Genomic DNA, 19,714 nt, shown 5'->3' with positions numbered 1-19,714 from the left:
CTGCCGGACCACTGCATGGCGAGCCCGGCGGACGCCGATCCGACGGTGGCCGGCCTCTGGGGGCAGCGGTGCGCCGCCGGGCGGTGGTTCACAGGCCGAAGCGGGCGCGGTGGGAGGTGGGGATCAGGTCGGCGTACTCGGGGTGCTTGGTGATCCAGCCGCGGATGAAAGGACAGTAGGGCAGGACGGCAAGCCCCTGCTCGCGTGCCGCGTCCAGCGCGGCACGCGCCAGTCGGCTGCCCAGCCCGCGGCCTTCGAACCGGGGGTCGATCTCGGTGTGGATGAAGGCGATCTCCTCGCCGAAGCGGTGGTACTCGGCGAAGCCGGCGAGTTCCCCGTCGTCGTGGATCTCGAACCGGGACTTCTCGGCGTTGTCGCTGACGATCTGCTCCATTGGTTCCTCCGCTGAGCGCGTCTGTCCTGCCTCGGGGTGGGTCCCGGGTGGGGGCCGCAAGAGAACTGTAGTTGAAAAATCAACAGATGCCCAAGGAGGCTCGCCGCCGGGACGAACTGCCTCTCGCTCGCCGAGCTCCGGGTACGGGGCGGGTGATGAAGGGAGCGCTCCGCTCCTGATCGCGTAGGCGGATATTCTGCTTCTAGACATCCGATGTGTTGCTGTGCGCTTGGCTGGCGTCCATGGGTGCGAGAAAGGCCGAAGAAGCCTTCAAGTGCTCTACTCGTAGGGAATGACTTGGCTGTTGAGCTGCCGGGGTGGACTTCGACGGCCTCATGACGGTCGGCGTCCCAGTAAAATTCATCCGATCCTTCCTCTTGTCGGCTGAGGAGTCGGACTTGTAAGGTCCTGCGTGCCGCAGCCCGGCGGATTGCAGATCGGCATCCCCCGCCGGTCGTAGGCGCTTCCGCTGTGACACGCGAGCAGTCGGTCTGCCCACCCCGGCCGGGTTCCCACCCACAGAAGGACCGCAACGATGCGAAGTGCACGCATAGCAAGGGCCGTTGTCGCCCTGGCGCTCGCCAGCGCGGCAGTAGCGCTGGCGCCCGCCTCGGCGACCGCAGTGGCCTCGACGACGGCCTGGTCCAACGGCGCTTTCTCCGTTGACACCCCCAACCTGGTCCGTGAGGCCGACATCGTCCTGGGCAGCCCGAACACGGCGGCGAGCCAGTCGATGCCGCTCGGCAACGGCACCCTCGGCGCCGCGGTCTGGGCCGCGGGCGGCTTCACCGCCCAGCTGAACCGCGCCGACACCCTGCCCGGCCGCAAGTCTCCCGGCTGGCTGCAGATTCCCGGCTTGTCGCGGATCACCGGCGCCTCCGACTTCTCGGCCACCGTGGACCCGTACGACGGCATGCTGCGCGAGTCCGGCGGCGGCATGACCGCGACGGTCTACGTCCGCGCCGACAAGGACGAACTGGTCGTGGACGTGACCGGTGCGGACCCGAACTCGACGCAGTCGGCGACGGTCAACCTCTGGTCCGGGCGCACGCCCACCGCCGCGGCCTCCGGCAGCGTCGCGACGCTCGCCGAGACCTGGGTGGACAACACCGCGACCACCGGCTCGGGCCGGACGTTCGGCTCGCTGGCCGCGCTGACCGCCGGCGGACGCAACGTCACCGCGACGGTCGCCGACCCGCAGACCGTCAAGGTCGACTTCACCCCCAACGCCGACGGCAGCTTCCGCGTCCTGGTCGGCAGCCCGCAGTGGACCGGCGGCGACGCCGCCTCGACCGCCGCCACCGTGCTGGGCACCGATGCGTCGGCAACCGCCGGCGCATTGCAGGCCGGGCACCTGTCCTGGTGGCACACCTACTGGGCCAACCTCGGCCTGGTGAAGCTCTCCTCGGCCGACGGCACCGCCAACTACCTGGAGAAGCTGCGGACCCTCTACTACTTCACCACCGCCGAGGAATCCCGCGGCCCGCTCCCGGGTTCCCAGGCCGGCGTCGGCGACCTGTTCAACTTCTCCCAGGACACCCAGAACTGGTACCCGGCCGCGTACTGGTTCTGGAACCTGCGCGGCCAGGTCGCCGCGAACATCGGCGCCGGCGCGTCCTCGCTCAACTCCGGCGTGTTCGACCTCTACACCTCGAACCTGGCCAACATCCAAGCGTGGACCAGGACTTACATGGGCAGCAGCCTGCCGGGCATCTGCGTGCCGGAGACGATGCGCTTCAACGGCAACGGCTTCCAGAACGACGGCAACCCGTTCGGTGACACCTCCTGTGACCAAGCCCTGAGCACATGGAACGGCCGGACCGTCTCCTCCGGCGCCGAGGTCGCCCTGTGGGTCTGGCAGCAGTACCTCACCACCAACGACCGGAGCTTCCTGACCGCGAACTACCCGCTGATGCAGCAGGCGAGCGAGTTCCTGCTCGGCTACACCACCGTCGGAAGCGACGGCAAGCGCCACGCGGTCGCCAACGCCCATGAGAACCAGTGGAACGTGCAGGATCCGGTCAACATGATCGACGCGATGAAGGCGCTGTTCCCCGCCACCATCGCCGCCGCCCAGACCCTGAACACCGACAGGTCGCTGGTCTCCCGGCTGCAGACGGCGATCGGGCAGATCCCCGATTACCCGCGCACCGACGCCGCCACCCACCAGCAGAACCTCACCGCCTCCGCCGACGCCTCCGGCACCGACGTGCTCGGCCAGTCCTCCCAGCCCACCGCGACCGTCCACAACTCCGAGAACGACGACCTCGACGCCGTCTGGCCCTACGGCCTGGTCGGTGACAACTCGCCGCTGCTCTCCCTGGCGCAGCGCACCTACGACAGCCGGGTCAACGTCCACGCGAACGACTGGAGCTTCGACGCGGTGGACGCCGCCCGTCTGGGCCTCGGTTCGCAGGTCGCCTCCGATCTGACCGCGCTGACCCAGCAGTACCAGACCTACCCCGACGGCATGGCGAATCTGTGGGGCCAGTCCGGCGGCACCGAGCCCTACATCGAGCAGGCCGCCAACGTCGCGCTCGCCGTCAACGAGTCGCTGGTCCAGGACTACGACGGCCTGCTGCGGATCGCCCCCGCGCTGCCCGCGGGCTGGGACGCGGATGGCACCCAGTACATCCACGGCGGGAGCACCGTCTCGGTCCAGGTCCACAGCGGCGTCATCGGCACGGTGGGCATCCACGCCGGCTCCACCAGCAGCATCACCATGCGCAACCCGTGGCCGGGCCAGAGCATCGAGGTCGTCGACGGCACCGACGAGTCGACGGTCGTGGTCGGCCCGACCACCGCGGGCCAGTTCTCCATCCCCACCACGGCCGGGAAGTCCTACCTGGTCCAGCAGGTCTCCGCTCCCGTCTCGGGCATGACGTTCGGTCAGGTGACCGGCACCCCGGCCACGGCGGTCAGCCACCTGGGCAAGGTCCAGATCGGCCTTGACCACGCCGGCCGGATCACCGGGGTCAACGGGCTCTGCGCGGACGACTCCGGCGCCTCCACCACCAACGGCAACCCGATCATCGTCTGGGGCTGCAGCACCACCGGCGCCGCGAACCAGCAGTGGACCGTCTCCAGCGATGGCACCCTGCGCACCATGGGCAAGTGCATGGACAGCACCGGCGGTGGTACGGCTGACGGCACCAAGATCGAGCTGTGGGACTGCGACGGCGGCGGCAACCAGGTCTGGCAGCCTCAGACCGACGGCACACTGAAGAACCCGCAGTCCGGCAGGTGCCTGGACGACGCCGGTTCCGGGCCGGCGGGTACCCAGCTCATCCTCTGGGACTGCACCGCCTCCGCCAACCAGATCTGGCACCTGCCCTGATCGCTCACCCGACCGACGGCCCGGGTCGCCCGCCACCCCCACGGCGGGCGACCCGGGCGCCTGTCCGTGCGACAGCGCGACTTCCCCCGGAACGACCGTCCGATGGGACGCCACCAGCCATCCGATGATCCGGAGGGAAACGGCCGGGCGAAGGGTGCCGATCGCGGTCATCGGCCCCCTCGGGACGACAGGTCGACCCGCCTATCATGGAGAGCTCCGATGTTCGGCTGCCATGAGAGGCGGGGCGTGTGCCAGTCACCGATGAGGCGATCGACAAGATCAAGGCGATGATCGTCAGCGGCGAGCTGAGCCCGGGTTCGCGCCTGCCGAAGGAAGCCGACCTCGCGGCCAGGCTGGGCCTGTCCCGCAACTCGCTTCGGGAGGCGGTCAAGGCGCTGTCGCTGATCCGGGTCCTGGACGTGCGGCAGGGCGACGGCACCTACGTGACCAGCCTGGAGCCGGACCTGCTGCTGGACGCGCTGGCCTTCGTGGTCGACTTCCACCAGGACGACACCGTGCTGCAGTTCCTGGAGGTGCGCCGCATCCTGGAGCCGGCCGCCGCGGCGATGGCCGCACGGGTGATGTCGGACGAGGCGATCGCGGAACTCCGTTCCGTCCTCGACCGGTTGGGCGATGACGCCACGCTGGAAGAACTGATCGCCAACGACCTCGAGTTCCACCGGCTGATCGCTGCCGGCTCGGGCAACCAGGTGCTGTGCTCGCTGGTGGACGGGCTCTCGGGCCCCACCACCCGCGCGAGGATCTGGCGCGGCGTCACGGAGGAAGGCTCGGTGCAGCGGACCCGGGAGCAGCACCGGGCCATCCTGGACGCCATCGCCGCCCACCGGCCCGACCTGGCGCACGCCTGGACCACGGTGCACGTCGCCGGGGTGGAGGAGTGGCTGCGCGAGGTGCTGGGTTCGGGTGCGGTCCTGTCACCGGGGCCGCCCGAACCCGTTGGCACCGGCCCCTCCGCCTGACCTTCGCGGGCTGCTGCTCGGGTGCCGCCCCCGAAGCCTGCGCTATCGACCGAGCCCGTACACCCCGGTCGCGGTTCCGGAGAGGACAGCGGCCTGCTCGCTGGTGCTGAGCCGGGCGAGCCGGAGCAGCTCCTTGGTGGCGTCGACCGTCTGCCCGTAGTCGGCGGCCAGGGTGCTCACCGGCCAGTCCGAGCCGAACATCAGCCGGTGCGGTCCGAACGCCTCCATGGCCACGTCGACATACGGCCGCAGGTCGTCGACACCTGCCCCGGGCGCGGCCTCGGTGAGCAGCCCGGAGAATTTGGCGACCGTGTTGGGCAGAGCCGCCAGACGGCGGACCCGATCGGCCCACGGCTCGAGCTCTCCCGAGGCGATCGGCGGCTTGCCGAGGTGGTCGAGGACGAAGGTGAGCCCGGCCAGGCCGGCGGCCGCGCCGATCGCCGCCGGAAGCTGGTGCGGCTTGACGACAAGGTCGTACACGAGGCCGGCCCCGGCCACCGCCAGCAGGCCCCGGCGGACGTCGGGACGCAGCAGCCAGTTGCGGTCGGGCTCCTCCTGCACCTGGTGGCGGATGCCCACCAGCCGGTCCCCGCCGGGGAGTTCGCGCAGTCGGGCGAGGGCGTCGGCGACATCCGGTGCCGTCAGGTCGGTCCAGCCGACCACGCCGGCGACCAGTGGGTCACCGTCGGCCAAGGCGAGGAACTCCGGCGTCTCCTCGGCGACCGTGATGGTCTGCACCAGCACGGTGGCGGTCACGCCGGCTGCCTCGGCGGCAGGGCGCAGGTCGTCCAGGCAGAAGGAGCGGCGCAGCGGGGCGAGTGCCGCGCCGCTGATCCACGGCTGGTCCCGGACCGTCAGGTCCCAGACGTGATGGTGCGCGTCGACGATCGGAAGTCCGCTCACAGCTGCCACACCACCGGCAACCCGGCCCCGGCCCCGTCCGCGGAGTAGTCGTGCACGACGTCGAGCAGGTCGGCCATCCGGGCCTGCCACGCGATGTTGACCGGCAGGTGCTCCAGTTCGGCGAGCAGCCGCCCGTAGTCCTCGCATTCCAGCAGGTGGAACAGCTCGCACCCGCTGCGCCAGATCGTCCAGGTGCTGACCCCGGCGGCGCGGATGGCGGAAGTCAGCTCGTCCGGCACGGCCCGGTGCGCGCTCTCGTACTCCTTGACCCGGTCGGGCCTGATGCGGGTGTGCAGAGCGACTCTCATGCTGCCTCCCCGCGGGCTTCGGGGACGGGGACGCCTGCGGGCAGCAGGCCGCTGGCGCGCAGCTCCTCCCACAGCGCGGCGGGGATCGGCGCGGCCAACTGCTCGGTTGCGTCGGTGATCTCCCCGGCGCTGCGCGCCCCGACCAGGACGCCGGCCACCGCCGGGTGCCCGAAGGCGAAGCGCACCGCGGCGGCGCGCAGCGGTACGCCGTGTCGCTCGCACACCTGCTGCAGCTCCAACGCACGGGCCAGCAGCGGCGGCGGCGCCTGCGCGTAGTCGAACGTCGCTCCGGGCCCCGGATCGGCGAGCAGGCCGGAGTTGAACACCCCGCCCACGACCACCGACACCCCGCGCGCGGCAGCCGCCGGCAGCAGGTCGGTCAGCGCCGACTGGTCAAGGAGCGTGTAACGGCCGGCCAGCAGCACCACGTCCACGTCGGTCTCCCGTGCGAAGCGGGCGAGCGGCGCCGAGTGGTTCATGCCCGCGCCGATCGCCCCGACCAGCCCCTCCGAACGCAGCCGCTCCAGGGCGGGGTAGGCCTCGTTCAGGGCCTGCGCGAGGTGGTCGTCCGGGTCGTGCAGGTACACCACGTCGACGCGGTCGAGCCCGAGGCGGGTCAGGCTCTCCTCCAGGCTGCGCCGTACGCCGTCGGCGGTGAAGTCCCAGCGTCGCCGATGGGTCGCCGGGACGGCGAAGCCGTTCGCCAGGTCGTCGCCGGCCGGGTGGGGGAGCGGTTCGAGGATCCGTCCGACCTTGGTGGAGATGCTGTACTCGGCGCGCGGCCGCCCGCGCAGCGCGGCGCCGAGTCGGCGCTCGGACAGGCCCAGGCCGTAGTGCGGCGCGGTGTCGAAGGAGCGGAGGCCGGCCTGCCAGGCGGCGTCGACGGCGGCGGTGGCCGCGGCATCGCCGATCGGGGAGAAGAGGTTGCCGAGTGCCGCGCCGCCCAGGGCCAGACGGGTGGTGGTCACCGTGCTGCGGCCGAGCCTGACCCGGGGCGCGTCCATGGTGTTCACCGTTCGGCCGGGCGCAGTCGCAGGCCGGCCATGCCGCCGTCGACGGCGAGCGCGGTGCCCGTGACCGATCCGGAGGCGGGGGAGGCGAGGTAGGCGATGGCGGCGGCCACCTCCTGGGCGGTGACCAGGCGCCCGGTGGGCTGGCGGGCGCCCAGCGCGGCACGCTCGGCAGCCGGGTCCGCGGCGGCGTCGAGCAGGCGCCCGACCCACGGGGTGTCCACCGTACCGGGGTTGACGCAGTTCACGCGGATGCCCTCGCGGACGTGGTCGGCGGCCATGGCCAGGGTCAGCGAGAGGACGGCGCCCTTGCTGGCTGAGTACAGCGCGCGCTGCGGCAGGCCCGCGGTGGCGGCGATCGAGCAGGTGTTGATCACCGAGGCGGACGCGGAGTCGCGCAGGTACGGCAGGGCGGCCCGGGTGGTGCGGACGATTCCGAGGACGTTGACGTCCAGGACGCGGTGCCACTGCTCGTCCGGGTTGTCCTCGACCGTACCGGCGGCACCGATGCCGGCGTTGTTGACCAGGATGTCGATTCCGCCGAGTGCCTCTGCCGCCCCTTGGACGGCTGCGCGGACGGCGCGGTCGTCGCAGACGTCGGCGTTGAAGCGGCGCAGCGGGGGAAGGGCGCCGCTCGGGTCGAGGTCGAGGACGGCGACCTGGGCACCGCGCTCGCTGAGCAGGTGGGCGGTGGCCAGGCCGATGCCGGAGGCGCCTCCGGTGACCAGGGCGGTGAGCCCGTCGAGATCGGTCGTCACGCGTGTGCCTCCGTCGTGTCGGTCGCCAGGTCGGCCGCCCAGAACGAGCCGCCGGGGTAGGTGTAGGTGTCGATGGTGGCCTGGTGCATGGTGGCGGAGAAGCCGGGCCGACTGGGCACCTGGTAGTGGCCGTTGTCCATCACCACCGGGTCGAGGAAGTGCTGGTGGAGGTGGTCGACGAATTCGATGACGCGGTCCTCGGTGGTTCCGGACAGGGCGACGTAGTCGAACATCGACAGGTGTTGGACCAGCTCGCACAGGCCGACGCCGCCCGCGTGCGGGCAGACCGGGACGCCGAACTTGGCGGCGAGCAGCAGGATGGCGAGGTTCTCGTTGACACCGGCGACCCGGGCCGAGTCCAGCTGGAGGATGTCGATGGCGTCGGCCTGGAGCAGCTGCTTGAAGACGATGCGGTTCTGCACGTGTTCGCCGGTGGCGACTTTGACGGGGTGGACGCCGCGTCGGACGGTGGCGTGGCCGAGGACGTCGTCCGGGCTGGTGGGCTCCTCGATCCAGTACGGGTCGAACTCCGCCAGCGCCTTCGTCCATTCGATCGCCTCGGCGACGTTCCAGCGCTGGTTGGCGTCGATCGCCACGCGGATGTCCGGGCCGACGGCCGCTCGCGCGGCACGGCAGCGGCGGATGTCGTCCTCGAGGTCGGCTCCCACCTTGAGCTTGATCTGGGTGAAGCCGTCCGCGACTGCCTGTCTGGCGAGGCGGGTGAGCTTCTCGTCGGAGTAGCCGAGCCAGCCGGGGGAGGTGGTGTACGCCGGGTAGCCGCGCCGCAGCAGCTCGGCGGCGCGGTCGGCGGCGCCCTCCTTGCCGTTGCGGAGAAGGTCGAGCGCCTCGTCGGGGGTCAGGGCGTCGCTGATGTAGCGGAAGTCGATCTGGCCCACCAGCCATGCGGGGTCGGCGTCGGCGAGGAGCTGCCACAACGGCTTGCCCTCGCGCTTGGCCGCCAGGTCCCAGACGGCGTTGATCACGGCGCCGATCGCCATGTGCATCACGCCCTTCTCCGGTCCGAGCCAGCGCAGTTGGCTGTCGCCGATCAGGGCGCGGGAGAGCGAGCCGGGGTCGTCGCACAGCTCGGCGACGGGGCGGCCGAGGATGTGGTCGCGCAGCGCGTCGATGGCGGCGACCTGGACGTCGTTGCCGCGGCCGATGGTGAAGGTGAAGCCGTGGCCCTCGGGGCCGTCCGACGAGGTGCGCAGGATCACGTAGGCGGCGGAGTAGTCCGGGTCGGGGTTCATCGCGTCGGAGCCGTCCAGCTCCCGCGAGGTCGGGAAGCGGATGTCGTAGGTGTCAACGGCGGTGATCCGCGCCGTGGTTGCGGACAATGGGGTGCCTTTCACGCGCTCACGAAGGTCTGACGCTGGGAGCCGAGGCCGTCGATCGACAGCTCGACGACATCGCCTGACCGCAGGTACGGGTTGCCGGGCAGGCCGAGGGCCACACCGGCCGGAGTGCCGGTGTTGATGACGTCGCCGGGGTACAGCACCATGTACTGACTCAAGTACCAGACCAGGTAGGCCACATCGAAGATCATGTTCTTGGTGTCGCCGTCCTGCCGCACCTTGCCATTGACGGCGAGGTGCAGACGCAGCGTCCGGGGGTCCCCGACCTCGTCCGCGGTCACCAGCCAGGGGCCCAGCGGATTGAACCCCTCGCACGACTTGCCGAGGTCCCACTGTGCGGAGTACTCGAGCTGGAACTCCCGCTCCGAGACGTCGTTGCTGATCGCGTAGCCGGCGATGTGGGCGGCGGCCTCGGACGGGTCGGCCAGGTAGCGGGCCTTGCGGCCGATGACCGCGGCGAGCTCGACCTCCCAGTCCGTCTTCACCGAGCGGCGCGGGATCGGCACCCGGTCGTACGGCCCCGACACGGTGGCGGGGTCCTTCATGAAGACCACCGGCCGCTCGGGCACGGCGGCACCGGTCTCCTCGGCGTGGTCACGGTAGTTGAGGCCGACGCACACCACCTTGCCCGGACGGGCGACGGGAGCGCCGATGCGCAGGCCGGACGTCTCCAGGAGGGGCAGCGAGCCCTCGGCCAGCGCCGCCTGGACCTTGCCGATGCCGCCGGCCGCGAAGAACTCTCCGTCGATGTCGCCGGTCAGGCCCGAGAGGTCGAACGTCTGACCGTCGTCGGTGCGGACCGCCGGAGTCTCCGCTCCGGGCGCTCCGATCCGCAGTAGCTTCATGGCTGACCTCCCGTCGGCTGGAAGGCGAACGCCCTCGACGGCCGACACATCGGATGAATGTGCAGTGCGATGACCATACGAGCGGCCATGGCAAACCGCAAGGTAGTCATCCGATGTTTGCTGTTACCGCCCTGTCGTTGCCCTGGCGGCGCAGCTGATGTGGCCAAGTTGACTGCCGTGGAGTGGTTTTGAGACCAAAAAGTCACAGTTGGGAATCATCCGAGGTCTTCTCTTGTCAGCCTGGTTTTGCAGCTCGTATGGTCCTCGTGCCGCAACTGCTCCGATGATTGTGGCTTCACCACGGCTGTTCCACGGGCTCCACCATGTCCCGGGCCGCCTCGTCGGAACCGGCCAGACGCCTCGTCCCAGCGTGCCGTACCCACCCCCCACCGCCTCCGCAGGGCACCGGCCATACCAGCCAAGGAGATAGCACCATGAAGCCTCGCTCCTCGAGAATCGCGGCCGCAGCGGCCGCAGCGGTCGTCCTCGCGGGGTTCGCCACAGCGTGCAACCGCTCCGGCGGGTCCGGCTCCGCGGGCGGCAAGCCCGCGATCGGCATCGACCTGCCCCGTGCGGACTCCGACTTCTGGAACTCCTATGCGCAGTACGTCAAGCAGGACGTCTCCTCCCAGGGCCTCAACGCGCTGCCGGTGAGCAACTCGAACAACGACGTGACCAAGCTGGTCGCCAACGTCCAGGTCTTCGAGAACACCGGCGCCAAGGCGATCGTGATGGCCCCTCAGGACACCGGCGCGATCGCCTCCACACTGGACGCGCTGTCGGCGAAGAAGATCCCGGTGGTCAGCGTCGACACCCGCCCCGACAAGGGGAACGTCTACATGGTCGTGCGTGCCGACAACAAGGCGTACGGCACCAAGGCCTGTGAGTTCCTGGGCAAGCAACTGGGCGGCAAGGGCAAGGTCGCGGAGCTCCAGGGCGCGCTCGACTCCATCAACGGGCGCGAGCGCTCCGAGGCGTTCGCCGCTTGCATGAAGAGCGAGTTCCCCGGCATCCAGGTCATCGAGCTGGCCACCGACTGGAAGGGCGACGTCGCCTCCGCCAAGCTCCAGTCCACCCTGGCCGCCAATCCGGATCTGAACGGCATCTACATGCAGGCTGGCGGCGTCTTCCTGCAGCCGACCCTCGCCCTGCTCCAGCAGAAGGGCCTGCTCAAGCCCGCGGGACAGCCCGGCCACATCGCCATCATCTCCAACGACGGCATCCCGGCCGAGTTCGACGCCATCCGCAAGGGCGAGATCGATGCCACCGTCTCGCAGCCCGCCGACCTCTACGCGAAGTACGCGCTCTTCTACGCCGAGGCGGCGGCCGAGGGCAAGACCTTCCAGCCCGGCCCCACCGACCACCAGTCGACCATCATCCAGCTGCCGAACGGCCTGGAGGACCAGCTCCCCGCGCCGCTGGTCACCAAGGACAACGTCGACGACAAGGCCCTCTGGGGCAACAACGTCAGCAAGTAGTCCCCATGACCAGCCGTGAGCAGCGGCAGAGCTCCGGCAGGACCGCCGCTCACGGAACCCCGCGGAAAGGACACGCCACCATGGCGGACCCCAGCCCCACCCGGGGCCCCGTCGTCGAGGCCGACGGAATCAGCAAGCGCTTCGGGGCCACGGTCGCGCTCAGCGACGCCCGCATCTCGGTGGCTCCCGGCGAATCGCACGCCCTGGTCGGCCGCAACGGCGCGGGCAAGTCCACCCTCGTCTCGATCCTCACCGGCCTGCAGAGCCCCGACGCAGGTACGCTGCGCTTCAACGGCGAGTCGGCCCCGGCCCCCGGTGACACCGAAGCCTGGCGCTCCAGGGTCGCCTGTGTCTACCAGCGCTCGACCATCATCCCCGCGCTGACCGTCGCCGAGAATCTCTTCTTGAACAGACACAGCTCGGACCGCCAGGGCGGCGGCGCATTCCGCCCGATCAACTGGAAGCAGCTGCGCAGCCGCGCCGCGGAGCTCCTCGCCGACTACGGCGTGGACGTCGACCCGACCGCACGCGCCGAGGAACTGACCGTCGAACAGCGCCAGTTCGTCGAGATCGCGCGGGCCCTGTCGTTCGGCGCCCGCTTCATCATCCTCGACGAGCCCACCGCGAAGCTCGACGCCCGCGGCATCGAGCGACTGTTCGACAAGCTGCGCTTGCTCCAACAGCAGGGCGTCGCCTTCCTGTTCATCTCGCACCACCTGCAGGAGGTCTACGACCTCTGCGCCACCGTCACCGTCTACCGCGACGCCCGGCACATCGTCACCGCCCCGGTCGCCGAACTCGGCCGGCAGGCCCTGGTGGAGGCGATGACCGGCGAGCGAGGACGCGGCACCGAACCCGGCTGGACCGTCCGAAGCGAGGCGCGCACCGGGGGCGATACCCTGCTCGACGTCGCAGGACTGACCCTGGCCGGCGCCTACCAGGACTTCACCCTCACGGCACAGGCCGGAGAGGTCGTCGGCCTCGCCGGGGCCGCCGCCAGCGGCAACGTGCAGCTCGGCGAGTCCCTCGCGGGCCTGCACCGCCCGCAGCACGGAACGGTCACCGTCGCCGGCCGCCCGGTGCGCACCGGCCGGGTCCCCGCCGCGCTCGCCGCCGGCATCGGGTTCGTCCCCGAGGACCGTCACATCCAGGGCCTGGTCCCGCAGCGCAGCGTCGCCGAGAACGCCACCCTCACCGTCACCGACCAGCTCGGACCGTGCGGAACCGTCCTTCCCTCGCGCACCCGGGCCTTCGCGCAGCGCATGATCAGCGCTCTCGACATCAAGACGCCCGGACCAGCCACCCCCGTCTCCGCCCTCTCCGGCGGCAACCAGCAGAAGGTCGTCATCGCCCGCGCGCTGGCCACCGAGCCGCAGGTCCTGGTCGCCATCCGGCCGACCAACGGCGTCGACATCAAGTCCAAGGAATCCCTGCTCGGCACCATCCGCGGCGTCGCCGACGACGGGAAGACCGCCCTGATCGTGTCCGACGAACTCGACGACCTGCGGGCCTGCGACCGGGTCGTGGCCATGTTCCAGGGCCGGGTCGTCGCCGAGTTCGCCCACGGCTGGAGCGACGAACAACTGGTCGCAGCCATGGAGGGCATGGCCGGCCCGACCACCACCGGCCCGACCACCACCAAGGAAAGCCATGTCACCCAGCACTGAGACCCGCGAGCACACCGCACCCGCCGTCCCCGCCCCCGCGGGTCGCAGCTTCGACCTCGCCCGCTACCGCGACCTCTCCCTCCTCCCGGTCCTGCTCGTCCTCGGGATCATCGGCTTCGCGGTCTCGCCCGCCTTCCTCACCTCGGACAACCTCCTCGGCGTCGGACAGCAAGCCACCGAGCTGAGCCTGCTCGTGCTCGCCGAGGCCCTGATCCTCATCACCGGCAAGATGGACCTCTCCCTGGAGTCCACCATCGGCGTCGCCCCGGTCATCGCCGTCTGGCTCGTCCTGCCCGACCACGGAGCCCGGTTCAACGGCATCGGACTCTTCCCCAGTTGGGCCGCCATCCCACTCTGCCTGCTGATCGGCGCCCTCATCGGAGCCGTCAACGGCTTCCTCATCCTCAAACTGCGCCTCAACGGCTTCATCGTCACCCTCGGCGCCCTCACCCTGCTGCGTGGCCTGCAGGTCGCCATCTCCCAAGGGCAGTCCATCGTCAACGTGCCCGGATCCTTCACCTACCTCGGCCGCACCAGCTGGCTCGGCGCCCCGGCCGCCATCTGGACCTGCGCCCTCCTCTTCCTGATCGGCGGCTGCGCCCTCGCCTGGCTGCGCCACGGCCGCGCCCTGTACGCGATCGGCGGCAACGCCGAGGCCGCCCGTGCGGCCGGCATCCGCGTCGACCGGATCACCTGGATCGTCCTGATCCTCGGCAGCCTGCTCGCCGCATTCGCCGGCATCCTCTACACCGGCCACTACGGCTCCATCTCCGCCGACCAGGGCAACGGCTGGATCTTCCAGGTCTTCGCCGCCACGGTCATCGGCGGCGTCAGCCTCAACGGCGGACGCGGCACCCTCTTCGGCGCCCTCACCGGCGTGCTGACCCTCCAGCTCGTGGTCAACGTCATGACGCTCGCCGGCGTGCCGCCGCTGTGGAACCAGTTCCTCAACGGCGCGATCATCATCGTCGCCCTGATCATCTCCCGCTTCGCCTCCGGTGAGCAGCAGGAGTGACGGACCTGCCGGCCTGACAGCCACCGGGGCGTGCGGGCCACTTGGGAGAGGACTCGGCCGTACCGCCCCGGCCCCGACGGACACCGCGGGGAGGCGCCCGACACTGCCCGCACGAGGAACAGCGAAGGGAACGACATCATGGCGGTAACGGACCAAGCCATCGAGAAGATCAAGGAAATGATCGTCTCCGGCATCCTCAAGCCCGGATCCCGGCTACCCAACGAGGCCGACCTCGCCGACGAACTGGGTCTGTCCCGCAACTCCCTGCGCGAAGCCGTCCGGGCGCTGACGGCACTGCGGATCCTCGTTCCCAGACAGGGCGACGGCACCTACGTCTCCGGACTCGAACCGCACCTGCTCCTGGAGAGCATGGCATTCGCAGCCGACGTGTCCCACGGCCACACCGCGCAGCAACTCCTCCAGGTCCGGCGGCTGCTGGAACCACAGGTCACCGCCCTCGCGGCAGGCATGCTGACCGATGACCAGCTCGCCGAGCTGCGGGCGATCCTCGACCGGAGCGCGGCAGCCATCCGCATCCAGGAATTCATCAGACTGGACATCGAGTTCCACCGTGCCATCGCCGACTCCCTCGGCAACCCGGTCCTCTCGACACTGCTGGGCATTCTCTCCACCCACACCCAGCGGCTGCGGATCGTGCGCGGCACCCACCACGCACCCGCCCGCGAACAGGCCCACCGCGAGCACGAGGCCATCTGGCGCGCACTCGTCCAACGAGACGCCCAACTCGCCTCCAGCGTTGCCATGGTGCACGTCGCCGCCGTCGAGGACTGGCTGGCCGTCGGCGAGTCGGGGCTGTAAGGGTGCGGCGGGTGAAAGACGTTTCCGGGGTGTCTCGTGCGGTGAACGCGGCGGCGTGCCATGATGCGTGCTGCGTGTGTGCGGGCGGCACGCGTGATCGATTTGATGGTGGACCAGGGGTGGATGATGGCACGGAGTGAGGACTGGATGCGGACCAGCGAGCCGGAAGGGCAGTCGATATCGGCGCTGCGCCCGGATGTGGCGCACTCCGCACGCATCTACGACTTCTTCCTGGGCGGCAAGGACAACTTCCCGGCAGACCGAGAAGCCGCAGCGGAGATCGTCAAGGTGTGGCCGAGCCTGCCCGTCTCCATGCGCGCCAACCGGCAGTTCATGCGGCGCATGACCCACCACCTGGCTGCCGAGCACGGCATTCGCCAGTTCCTGGATCTCGGAACGGGACTGCCCACGGAGCCGAACCTCCATCAGGTCGCGCAGGCTGTGCACCCGGACGCCCGAGTGGTGTACGTGGACAACGACCCGCTGGTACTCGTGCACGCCCGGGCGCTGCTCACCAGCTCACCCGAGGGCCGGACCAGCTACGTCGACGCGGACCTGCACGACGCCCGGGCCATCGCCGCCTCGTCGCAGGTGCGTCAGATCCTCGACGTGGAACAGCCGGTGGTGGTCAGTCTCTTCGCCATCCTGCAGTTCGTCACCGACGAGGACGCGGCCCGTGCCGTCATCCGGGAGCTGATGGCTCCGCTTGCCTCGGGGAGCCTGCTGGCGCTGTCCACCGTCACGGCGGACAGCAACCCGACGGAGGTCACCGAGGGGCTGGCCGTCTACGCCGCGCGCGGCATCCCGGCGCGGGCCCGCACCCGGGCCGAGGTGGCGGCGCTCCTCACCTCCGCCGGGCTGGAACTCCTCGACCCCGGCGTGCAGTTGGTGCACCGCTGGCAGCCGGACGAGGAGTCCGCCGCGCTGCCCGACGAGCACGTCCAGATGCACGGGGCCCTCGCCCGCAAGCCGTAGCCGAGTCAGCCCCGTGAGCCGCAACTCCAGATTGAAAAGTACTCAGTTGCGCGCAGGGCTGCGGCTTCGAGTGGCACACGGCCCTCACCGGTCGTGAAGTGCCCGCTTGCTGCCGTCGACCTGTGCTGTTCCGGGCAGCGCGATGAGTTCGGGCTTGAACAGTGGTGGCGCGCCCATCGCGGGCTCCCAGGTCGCCAGCTTCTCGTCCTGGGGGACCTCGATCCGCCGGTCCGCAGCGAGGTCGGCGACCACCTTCGAAAGCAATCGCACACCGAGTGGCGCCAGGTGATCGCGCCACAGGCTCTGCGCGGTCGACCCCGGGGGCACGAACAGGAACTCCTGGGCGGCGAGCGGGCCGGCGTCGGTGCGTTCGGTGAGATGGTAGACGCTCCCGCCCGTCACCTTGTCGCCGTCGCGGATCGTCCATCGGATCGCGTCCCGGCCGCGGTGCAAGGGCAGCAAGCTGGGGTGGTACCCGATGGTGGCGACAGCGGCTCTGGCGCGCGTGTGGCGGCCGAGGAAAGCGTGTGAATGCGCCGCGACGATGATGTCCACTCCGTCCGGGACGTGCATCGCGCGCAGTTCGGCCGAGTCCGTCCACGGGATGTCCCTGGGGTACGCCCAGGAGCGCAGGCGGTCCCAGGACATCGCGTTGCTCTCGTCGGACCGCCCCTTGCGCAGCCGGGGGGCGGCTACGCCGACGATCTTGTATCCCTCGTCCAGCAGGGCTTCCGCGACCTGTACCGCGAATGCCCCTTGTCCCGAAACGTAGATGTTCATCCGCACTCCTGTGATCGCTGGTCAGGTGTTGTCGGTGTCAAGCCGTCCCGTTCATCAGTCGACTTCTTTCAGTCCGCAGTGATCGGGCTTGAACCGCACCGGCATCGTGGAGAACCCGGTCAGGAAGTTGGACCGGATACGCAGCGCCTCATCGGTCAGCTCGAATCCGGTGGTGAAGTCCCGCAGGGCCTTGAGTAGTTCGGCGATCTCCACCTTGGCCAGGTACGAGCCGACGCAGAAGTGCGGGCCGTAGCCGAAGGCCAGGTGCTTGTTGGGGGTACGGCCGAGATCGAACACCTCGGGCCGCGCGAAGGCCCGTTCGTCCCGGTTGCCGGAGGCGTGCCAAAGCGTGACGATCTCGCCCGGCCGCAGTCGTACGCCGTGCAGTTCGGTCTCCCGTACGACGCTGCGCCCGAAGTGCATCGTGGGCGAGGCCCAGCGCAGCACCTCGTCCACGGCTGTCTCGACCGCGACCTCGCCGTGCTTGAGCCGCCGCCACTGTTCGAGCTGGGCTGCGAGCGTGTGAACACAGTCGATCATCGTGAGCCGGCTGGTTTCGTCGCCCCCGATGATCAGGCTGTAGCAGTTGAGCACGATGTCCTCGTCGGACAGCGGAACACCGTCGATGGAGCTGCCGATCAGTCTGCTGATCACATTGTCGCCCGGCGACCCGCGCCGCTCCTCGACGATGTCCATGAAGTACATCAGGATCTCGTTGCGGGCCATCTCGGAGTCGACCTCGGAGTCGACCTCGTCGACGTCCTCGTCATCGGCCGACAACGCCGTCCTGGTCAGGCTGAGCAGGTAGTCCCGGTCCTGCTCGGGCAGGCCGAGCAGGTTCGAGATCGTGGTCATCGGGATCCGGCCGGCGATCTGCTCCGCGAAGTCGCAGCTGCCGGCCTCGACCGCCTCGCGGATCCACTGCCGGGTGTTGGTCCGGACCGTCAGCGCGACCTCGTCGAGCACCCTCGGCGAGAGCACCCGCTGGAGGATCTTGCGCAGCTCGTGGTGCCGGTGCCCGTCGGTGACGGCCAGCATCCGGCCGGCCCCGGCGTCGCCGCCCTCCAGGAGGGTGACCAGCACATTGCCGCGCTCCGACGTGAAGTTCACGTCGTCCCGGTAGGTGGCCAGGATGTCGTCGTGGCGGGAGAGCACCCAGAATCCCCGACGGCCGTCCACCGGAGGGTTCCAGTGCAGCGGGGCGGTGTCCCGCAGGGTGCGCCAGAACCCGTCGAGGTCACGGCCCGCGAAGGTGGCCGGGTCGCCCAGGTCCAAGGTGTCCAGTGCCGGTGTGCTCACGGTCACCAGTCCGTACGCCAGAACCGGCGCGGCAGGAACGGGTAGGTGGGCAGCGGCACCCGGTGGCTGGCCTCCCCCAGGTGCAGGGCGTCGAAGTCCACCTGTCGGCCGGTCACCCAGGCGGCGGCCAGGTCGGACAGCGCCTGCGCGTCCGTGCCCGACGGCACGATCCCGTTGTCGCCCAGCGAGAAGGAACCGGGGTCCGCCTGCGGGGCGGCGGCGGTCGTGGTGGCCGGGCCGCGTGCGGCGTCCTCGGACAGCGCCGCGATCAGCTCCGCGCGGCTGCGGACCACGACCGCCCACCGCCGCGCCATCACCTTGCGGCCGAGGTTGAGGCTGAAGCAGACGTCGTCCAGGCGGAGTTCGGGGTTGGCCTCCAACCAGGCCCGCAGCCGCGCGCGCTGCCGGGCCAGCGCGTCGTCGTCCATGGCGGACAGGGTGGCCAGCCGGGCCCTGCCCTCGTGCTCGGGGGCGCGCCCGGTGGCCGTCGGCGCCTCCTCCAGCAGCAGGTGCGCGTTGTAGCCGCCGCCGCCGATCGAGGTGATGCCCGCGCGGCGGATGCCGGCCTCCGGCTCCCAGTCCGCTCCTTCGAGCTGCGGTACGAAGGGGGTGCTGGGGAAGTCGATGTCCTGATTGACCTCGGTCAGGTTGATCGTCATCGGGAGCTGCTTGTGGTAGAGCGCCAGCGCGGCCTTGATCGCACCGAAGCCGCCCGACACCACGCCGCCGTGGCCCACGTTGCCCTTGACTCCGCCGATCGAGGTGGTCGCGGTCTGCTTCCCGAACGCCATGCTCGCCGCGTGCACTTCGAGCTCGTCGGTCATCGGCAGGCCGAGACCGTTGGCCTCGTACATGGACACGGTGTCCGGGGTGACGCCGCCCACCTCCATGGCGCCCGCGATGCACGCACTCAGCCGCTCGGGCTGGGCCAGGCCGTACGCCATCGCGCTGACACCGTTGTTGTTGACGGACGAGCCCTTGACCACGGCGTAGATGTGGTCGCGGTCGGCGACGGCCCGGCCCAGCGGCTTCAGCAGCACGGTGACGACACCACTGGACAGCGCGGTGCCGGTGCCGTTGGCGTCGAACGGGCGGCAGTGGCCGTCCTTCGACAGGACCCGGTTCTCCTCCCACAGGTGGCCCCGGGGGTGCGGCAGGCGGACCATCGAGCCGCCGGCGATCGCCATGTCGGTCTGGCCGAGCAGCAGCGACTGGCAGGCCAGGTGCACCGCGTAGTGGAAGCCCGCGCAGACGGCGGCGACGGTGACGGCCTCGCCGGTGAGCCCCATGTAGTACAGCGCGTTGGAGGTCATGGTGTCCGGCGACCACGCCAGGCTGGCCTCGATCGCCTCGGGGCCGACCGACACCCGGTCCGGCGGGGAGCTGTAGAGCGCGGCGGTCTGCGGGTTGTTGGCGCCGTACATGCCGATCTCGGCCTTGAGCCGGTCCGGGTCGTAGCCGCCGTCCTCGAGCGCCTCCCACGCGCTCTCCAGGAACAGCCGGTTCTCGGGCATCATCGCGGCCGCCATCCGGTCGCTGATGCCGAACACCGACGGGTCGAACTTGTCGTACGTGTCGAGCACGCCGCAGGCCCGCACGTAGAACGGGCTGTGGATCAGCGTCTCGTCGACATGGATGTCCTCCTCGGCCAGGAACGACACGGACTCCCTGCCGTGCACCAGGTTGTCCCAGAACTGTTCCTTGGTGCGGGCTCCGGGCGCCCGCAGGGACATGCCGATGACGGCCACATCGCCCGGGTCGTAGTCCTGCTCGGGGCTGTCGGTCATGGGA

Annotated in this window: 17 protein-coding genes; 7 read left to right on the top strand and 10 right to left on the bottom strand. The window is 70.2% G+C overall.

The window, feature by feature from the left end:
* Positions 1–88: 88 nt before the first annotated feature.
* A complete protein-coding gene (locus P3T35_RS27115) occupies positions 89–604 on the bottom strand; it encodes a GNAT family N-acetyltransferase (RefSeq protein ID WP_101378375.1) in 516 nt (171 codons plus the stop codon).
* A gap of 325 nt (positions 605–929) precedes the next feature.
* Here P3T35_RS27115 and P3T35_RS27110 point away from each other — a divergent pair, with 325 nt between their 5' ends.
* On the top strand, positions 930–3,731 hold the full coding sequence (locus tag P3T35_RS27110) for an RICIN domain-containing protein (RefSeq protein ID WP_143676684.1): 2,802 nt from the start codon (positions 930–932) through the stop codon (positions 3,729–3,731).
* A gap of 248 nt (positions 3,732–3,979) precedes the next feature.
* Positions 3,980–4,711 carry a FadR/GntR family transcriptional regulator gene (locus P3T35_RS27105; RefSeq protein ID WP_101378373.1) on the top strand — a complete coding sequence of 244 codons (732 nt, stop codon included), beginning with the start codon at positions 3,980–3,982 and terminating at the stop codon, positions 4,709–4,711.
* 42 nt (positions 4,712–4,753) lie between these two features.
* Here the strand turns inward: P3T35_RS27105 and P3T35_RS27100 are convergent, their stop codons facing one another.
* The 6 genes from P3T35_RS27100 to P3T35_RS27075 are packed head-to-tail and all read right to left on the bottom strand — an operon-like array spanning position 4,754 to position 9,890.
* Entirely contained in the window at positions 4,754–5,614 is an 861-nt protein-coding gene (locus P3T35_RS27100; protein ID WP_101378372.1) for an amidohydrolase family protein, read from the bottom strand.
* On the bottom strand, positions 5,611–5,922 hold the full coding sequence (locus P3T35_RS27095) for an L-rhamnose mutarotase (RefSeq protein ID WP_101378371.1): 312 nt from the start codon (positions 5,920–5,922) through the stop codon (positions 5,611–5,613). The genes P3T35_RS27100 and P3T35_RS27095 overlap by 4 nt, the downstream gene beginning before the upstream one ends.
* Positions 5,919–6,926, bottom strand: coding sequence for an aldo/keto reductase (locus P3T35_RS27090; RefSeq protein ID WP_101384740.1), 1,008 nt, complete (start codon positions 6,924–6,926; stop codon positions 5,919–5,921). The genes P3T35_RS27095 and P3T35_RS27090 overlap by 4 nt, the downstream gene beginning before the upstream one ends.
* A gap of 5 nt (positions 6,927–6,931) precedes the next feature.
* Positions 6,932–7,690 carry an SDR family oxidoreductase gene (locus P3T35_RS27085; protein ID WP_101378370.1) on the bottom strand — a complete coding sequence of 253 codons (759 nt, stop codon included), beginning with the start codon at positions 7,688–7,690 and terminating at the stop codon, positions 6,932–6,934.
* Positions 7,687–9,027, bottom strand: a complete 1,341-nt coding sequence (locus tag P3T35_RS27080) for an L-fuconate dehydratase (RefSeq protein ID WP_101378369.1) — start codon at positions 9,025–9,027, stop codon at positions 7,687–7,689. The genes P3T35_RS27085 and P3T35_RS27080 overlap by 4 nt, the downstream gene beginning before the upstream one ends.
* 11 nt (positions 9,028–9,038) lie before the next feature.
* Entirely contained in the window at positions 9,039–9,890 is an 852-nt protein-coding gene (locus tag P3T35_RS27075) for a fumarylacetoacetate hydrolase family protein (protein ID WP_101378368.1), read from the bottom strand.
* Between the two features lie 434 nt (positions 9,891–10,324).
* Here P3T35_RS27075 and P3T35_RS27070 point away from each other — a divergent pair, with 434 nt between their 5' ends.
* The 5 genes from P3T35_RS27070 to P3T35_RS27050 all read left to right on the top strand — a co-directional run bounded on the left by P3T35_RS27070 (position 10,325) and on the right by P3T35_RS27050 (position 15,844).
* Positions 10,325–11,368: a sugar ABC transporter substrate-binding protein gene (locus P3T35_RS27070; RefSeq protein ID WP_101378367.1), complete on the top strand. Its 1,044-nt coding sequence runs from the start codon at positions 10,325–10,327 to the stop codon at positions 11,366–11,368.
* Between the two features lie 80 nt (positions 11,369–11,448).
* Positions 11,449–13,035 carry a sugar ABC transporter ATP-binding protein gene (locus tag P3T35_RS27065; RefSeq protein WP_101378366.1) on the top strand — a complete coding sequence of 529 codons (1,587 nt, stop codon included), beginning with the start codon at positions 11,449–11,451 and terminating at the stop codon, positions 13,033–13,035.
* A complete protein-coding gene (locus tag P3T35_RS27060; RefSeq protein ID WP_101378365.1) occupies positions 13,019–14,050 on the top strand; it encodes an ABC transporter permease in 1,032 nt (343 codons plus the stop codon). The genes P3T35_RS27065 and P3T35_RS27060 overlap by 17 nt, the downstream gene beginning before the upstream one ends.
* 138 nt (positions 14,051–14,188) lie before the next feature.
* Positions 14,189–14,869 (top strand): FadR/GntR family transcriptional regulator, encoded by a 681-nt coding sequence (locus tag P3T35_RS27055; RefSeq protein WP_101378364.1) that lies wholly within the window; start codon positions 14,189–14,191, stop codon positions 14,867–14,869.
* Positions 14,870–15,016: 147 nt separating this feature from the next.
* Positions 15,017–15,844: an SAM-dependent methyltransferase gene (locus P3T35_RS27050; RefSeq protein ID WP_218976610.1), complete on the top strand. Its 828-nt coding sequence runs from the start codon at positions 15,017–15,019 to the stop codon at positions 15,842–15,844.
* A gap of 84 nt (positions 15,845–15,928) precedes the next feature.
* Here P3T35_RS27050 and P3T35_RS27045 read toward each other — a convergent pair whose 3' ends face one another.
* Genes P3T35_RS27045 through P3T35_RS27035 form a run of 3 tightly spaced genes read right to left on the bottom strand, consistent with a single transcriptional unit; the run spans position 15,929 to position 19,710 of the window.
* A complete protein-coding gene (locus tag P3T35_RS27045) occupies positions 15,929–16,624 on the bottom strand; it encodes a formyltransferase family protein (RefSeq protein ID WP_101378363.1) in 696 nt (231 codons plus the stop codon).
* A gap of 54 nt (positions 16,625–16,678) precedes the next feature.
* Complete coding sequence (locus P3T35_RS27040) at positions 16,679–17,929, bottom strand: cytochrome P450 (protein WP_101378362.1); 1,251 nt, start codon at positions 17,927–17,929, stop codon at positions 16,679–16,681.
* On the bottom strand, positions 17,926–19,710 hold the full coding sequence (locus P3T35_RS27035; protein WP_101378361.1) for a type I polyketide synthase: 1,785 nt from the start codon (positions 19,708–19,710) through the stop codon (positions 17,926–17,928). The genes P3T35_RS27040 and P3T35_RS27035 overlap by 4 nt, the downstream gene beginning before the upstream one ends.
* Positions 19,711–19,714: the final 4 nt, after the last annotated feature.

Origin of the sequence: Kitasatospora sp. GP30 (assembly GCF_029892145.1) — a bacterium.
In the GTDB taxonomy this organism is placed as follows: Bacteria; Actinomycetota; Actinomycetes; order Streptomycetales; family Streptomycetaceae; genus Kitasatospora; species Kitasatospora acidiphila.
Note: the sequence above shows the minus strand (reverse complement) of the source record. Positions and strands in the feature narration are given on the sequence as shown.

What these genes read in the sequence shown, in the direction of transcription:
- P3T35_RS27050 (WP_218976610.1), top strand. Translation starts at nt 15,017, where the DNA reads ATGCGGACCAGCGAGCCGGAAGGGCAGTCGATATCGGCGCTGCGCCCG.
- P3T35_RS27110 (WP_143676684.1), top strand. Translation starts at nt 930, where the DNA reads ATGCGAAGTGCACGCATAGCAAGGGCCGTTGTCGCCCTGGCGCTCGCC.
- P3T35_RS27095 (WP_101378371.1), bottom strand. Translation starts at nt 5,922, where the DNA reads ATGAGAGTCGCTCTGCACACCCGCATCAGGCCCGACCGGGTCAAGGAG.
- P3T35_RS27075 (WP_101378368.1), bottom strand. Translation starts at nt 9,890, where the DNA reads ATGAAGCTACTGCGGATCGGAGCGCCCGGAGCGGAGACTCCGGCGGTC.
- P3T35_RS27035 (WP_101378361.1), bottom strand. Translation starts at nt 19,710, where the DNA reads ATGACCGACAGCCCCGAGCAGGACTACGACCCGGGCGATGTGGCCGTC.
- P3T35_RS27065 (WP_101378366.1), top strand. Translation starts at nt 11,449, where the DNA reads ATGGCGGACCCCAGCCCCACCCGGGGCCCCGTCGTCGAGGCCGACGGA.
- P3T35_RS27070 (WP_101378367.1), top strand. Translation starts at nt 10,325, where the DNA reads ATGAAGCCTCGCTCCTCGAGAATCGCGGCCGCAGCGGCCGCAGCGGTC.
- P3T35_RS27115 (WP_101378375.1), bottom strand. Translation starts at nt 604, where the DNA reads ATGTCTAGAAGCAGAATATCCGCCTACGCGATCAGGAGCGGAGCGCTC.
- P3T35_RS27055 (WP_101378364.1), top strand. Translation starts at nt 14,189, where the DNA reads ATGGCGGTAACGGACCAAGCCATCGAGAAGATCAAGGAAATGATCGTC.
- P3T35_RS27060 (WP_101378365.1), top strand. Translation starts at nt 13,019, where the DNA reads ATGTCACCCAGCACTGAGACCCGCGAGCACACCGCACCCGCCGTCCCC.
- P3T35_RS27045 (WP_101378363.1), bottom strand. Translation starts at nt 16,624, where the DNA reads ATGAACATCTACGTTTCGGGACAAGGGGCATTCGCGGTACAGGTCGCG.
- P3T35_RS27090 (WP_101384740.1), bottom strand. Translation starts at nt 6,926, where the DNA reads ATGGACGCGCCCCGGGTCAGGCTCGGCCGCAGCACGGTGACCACCACC.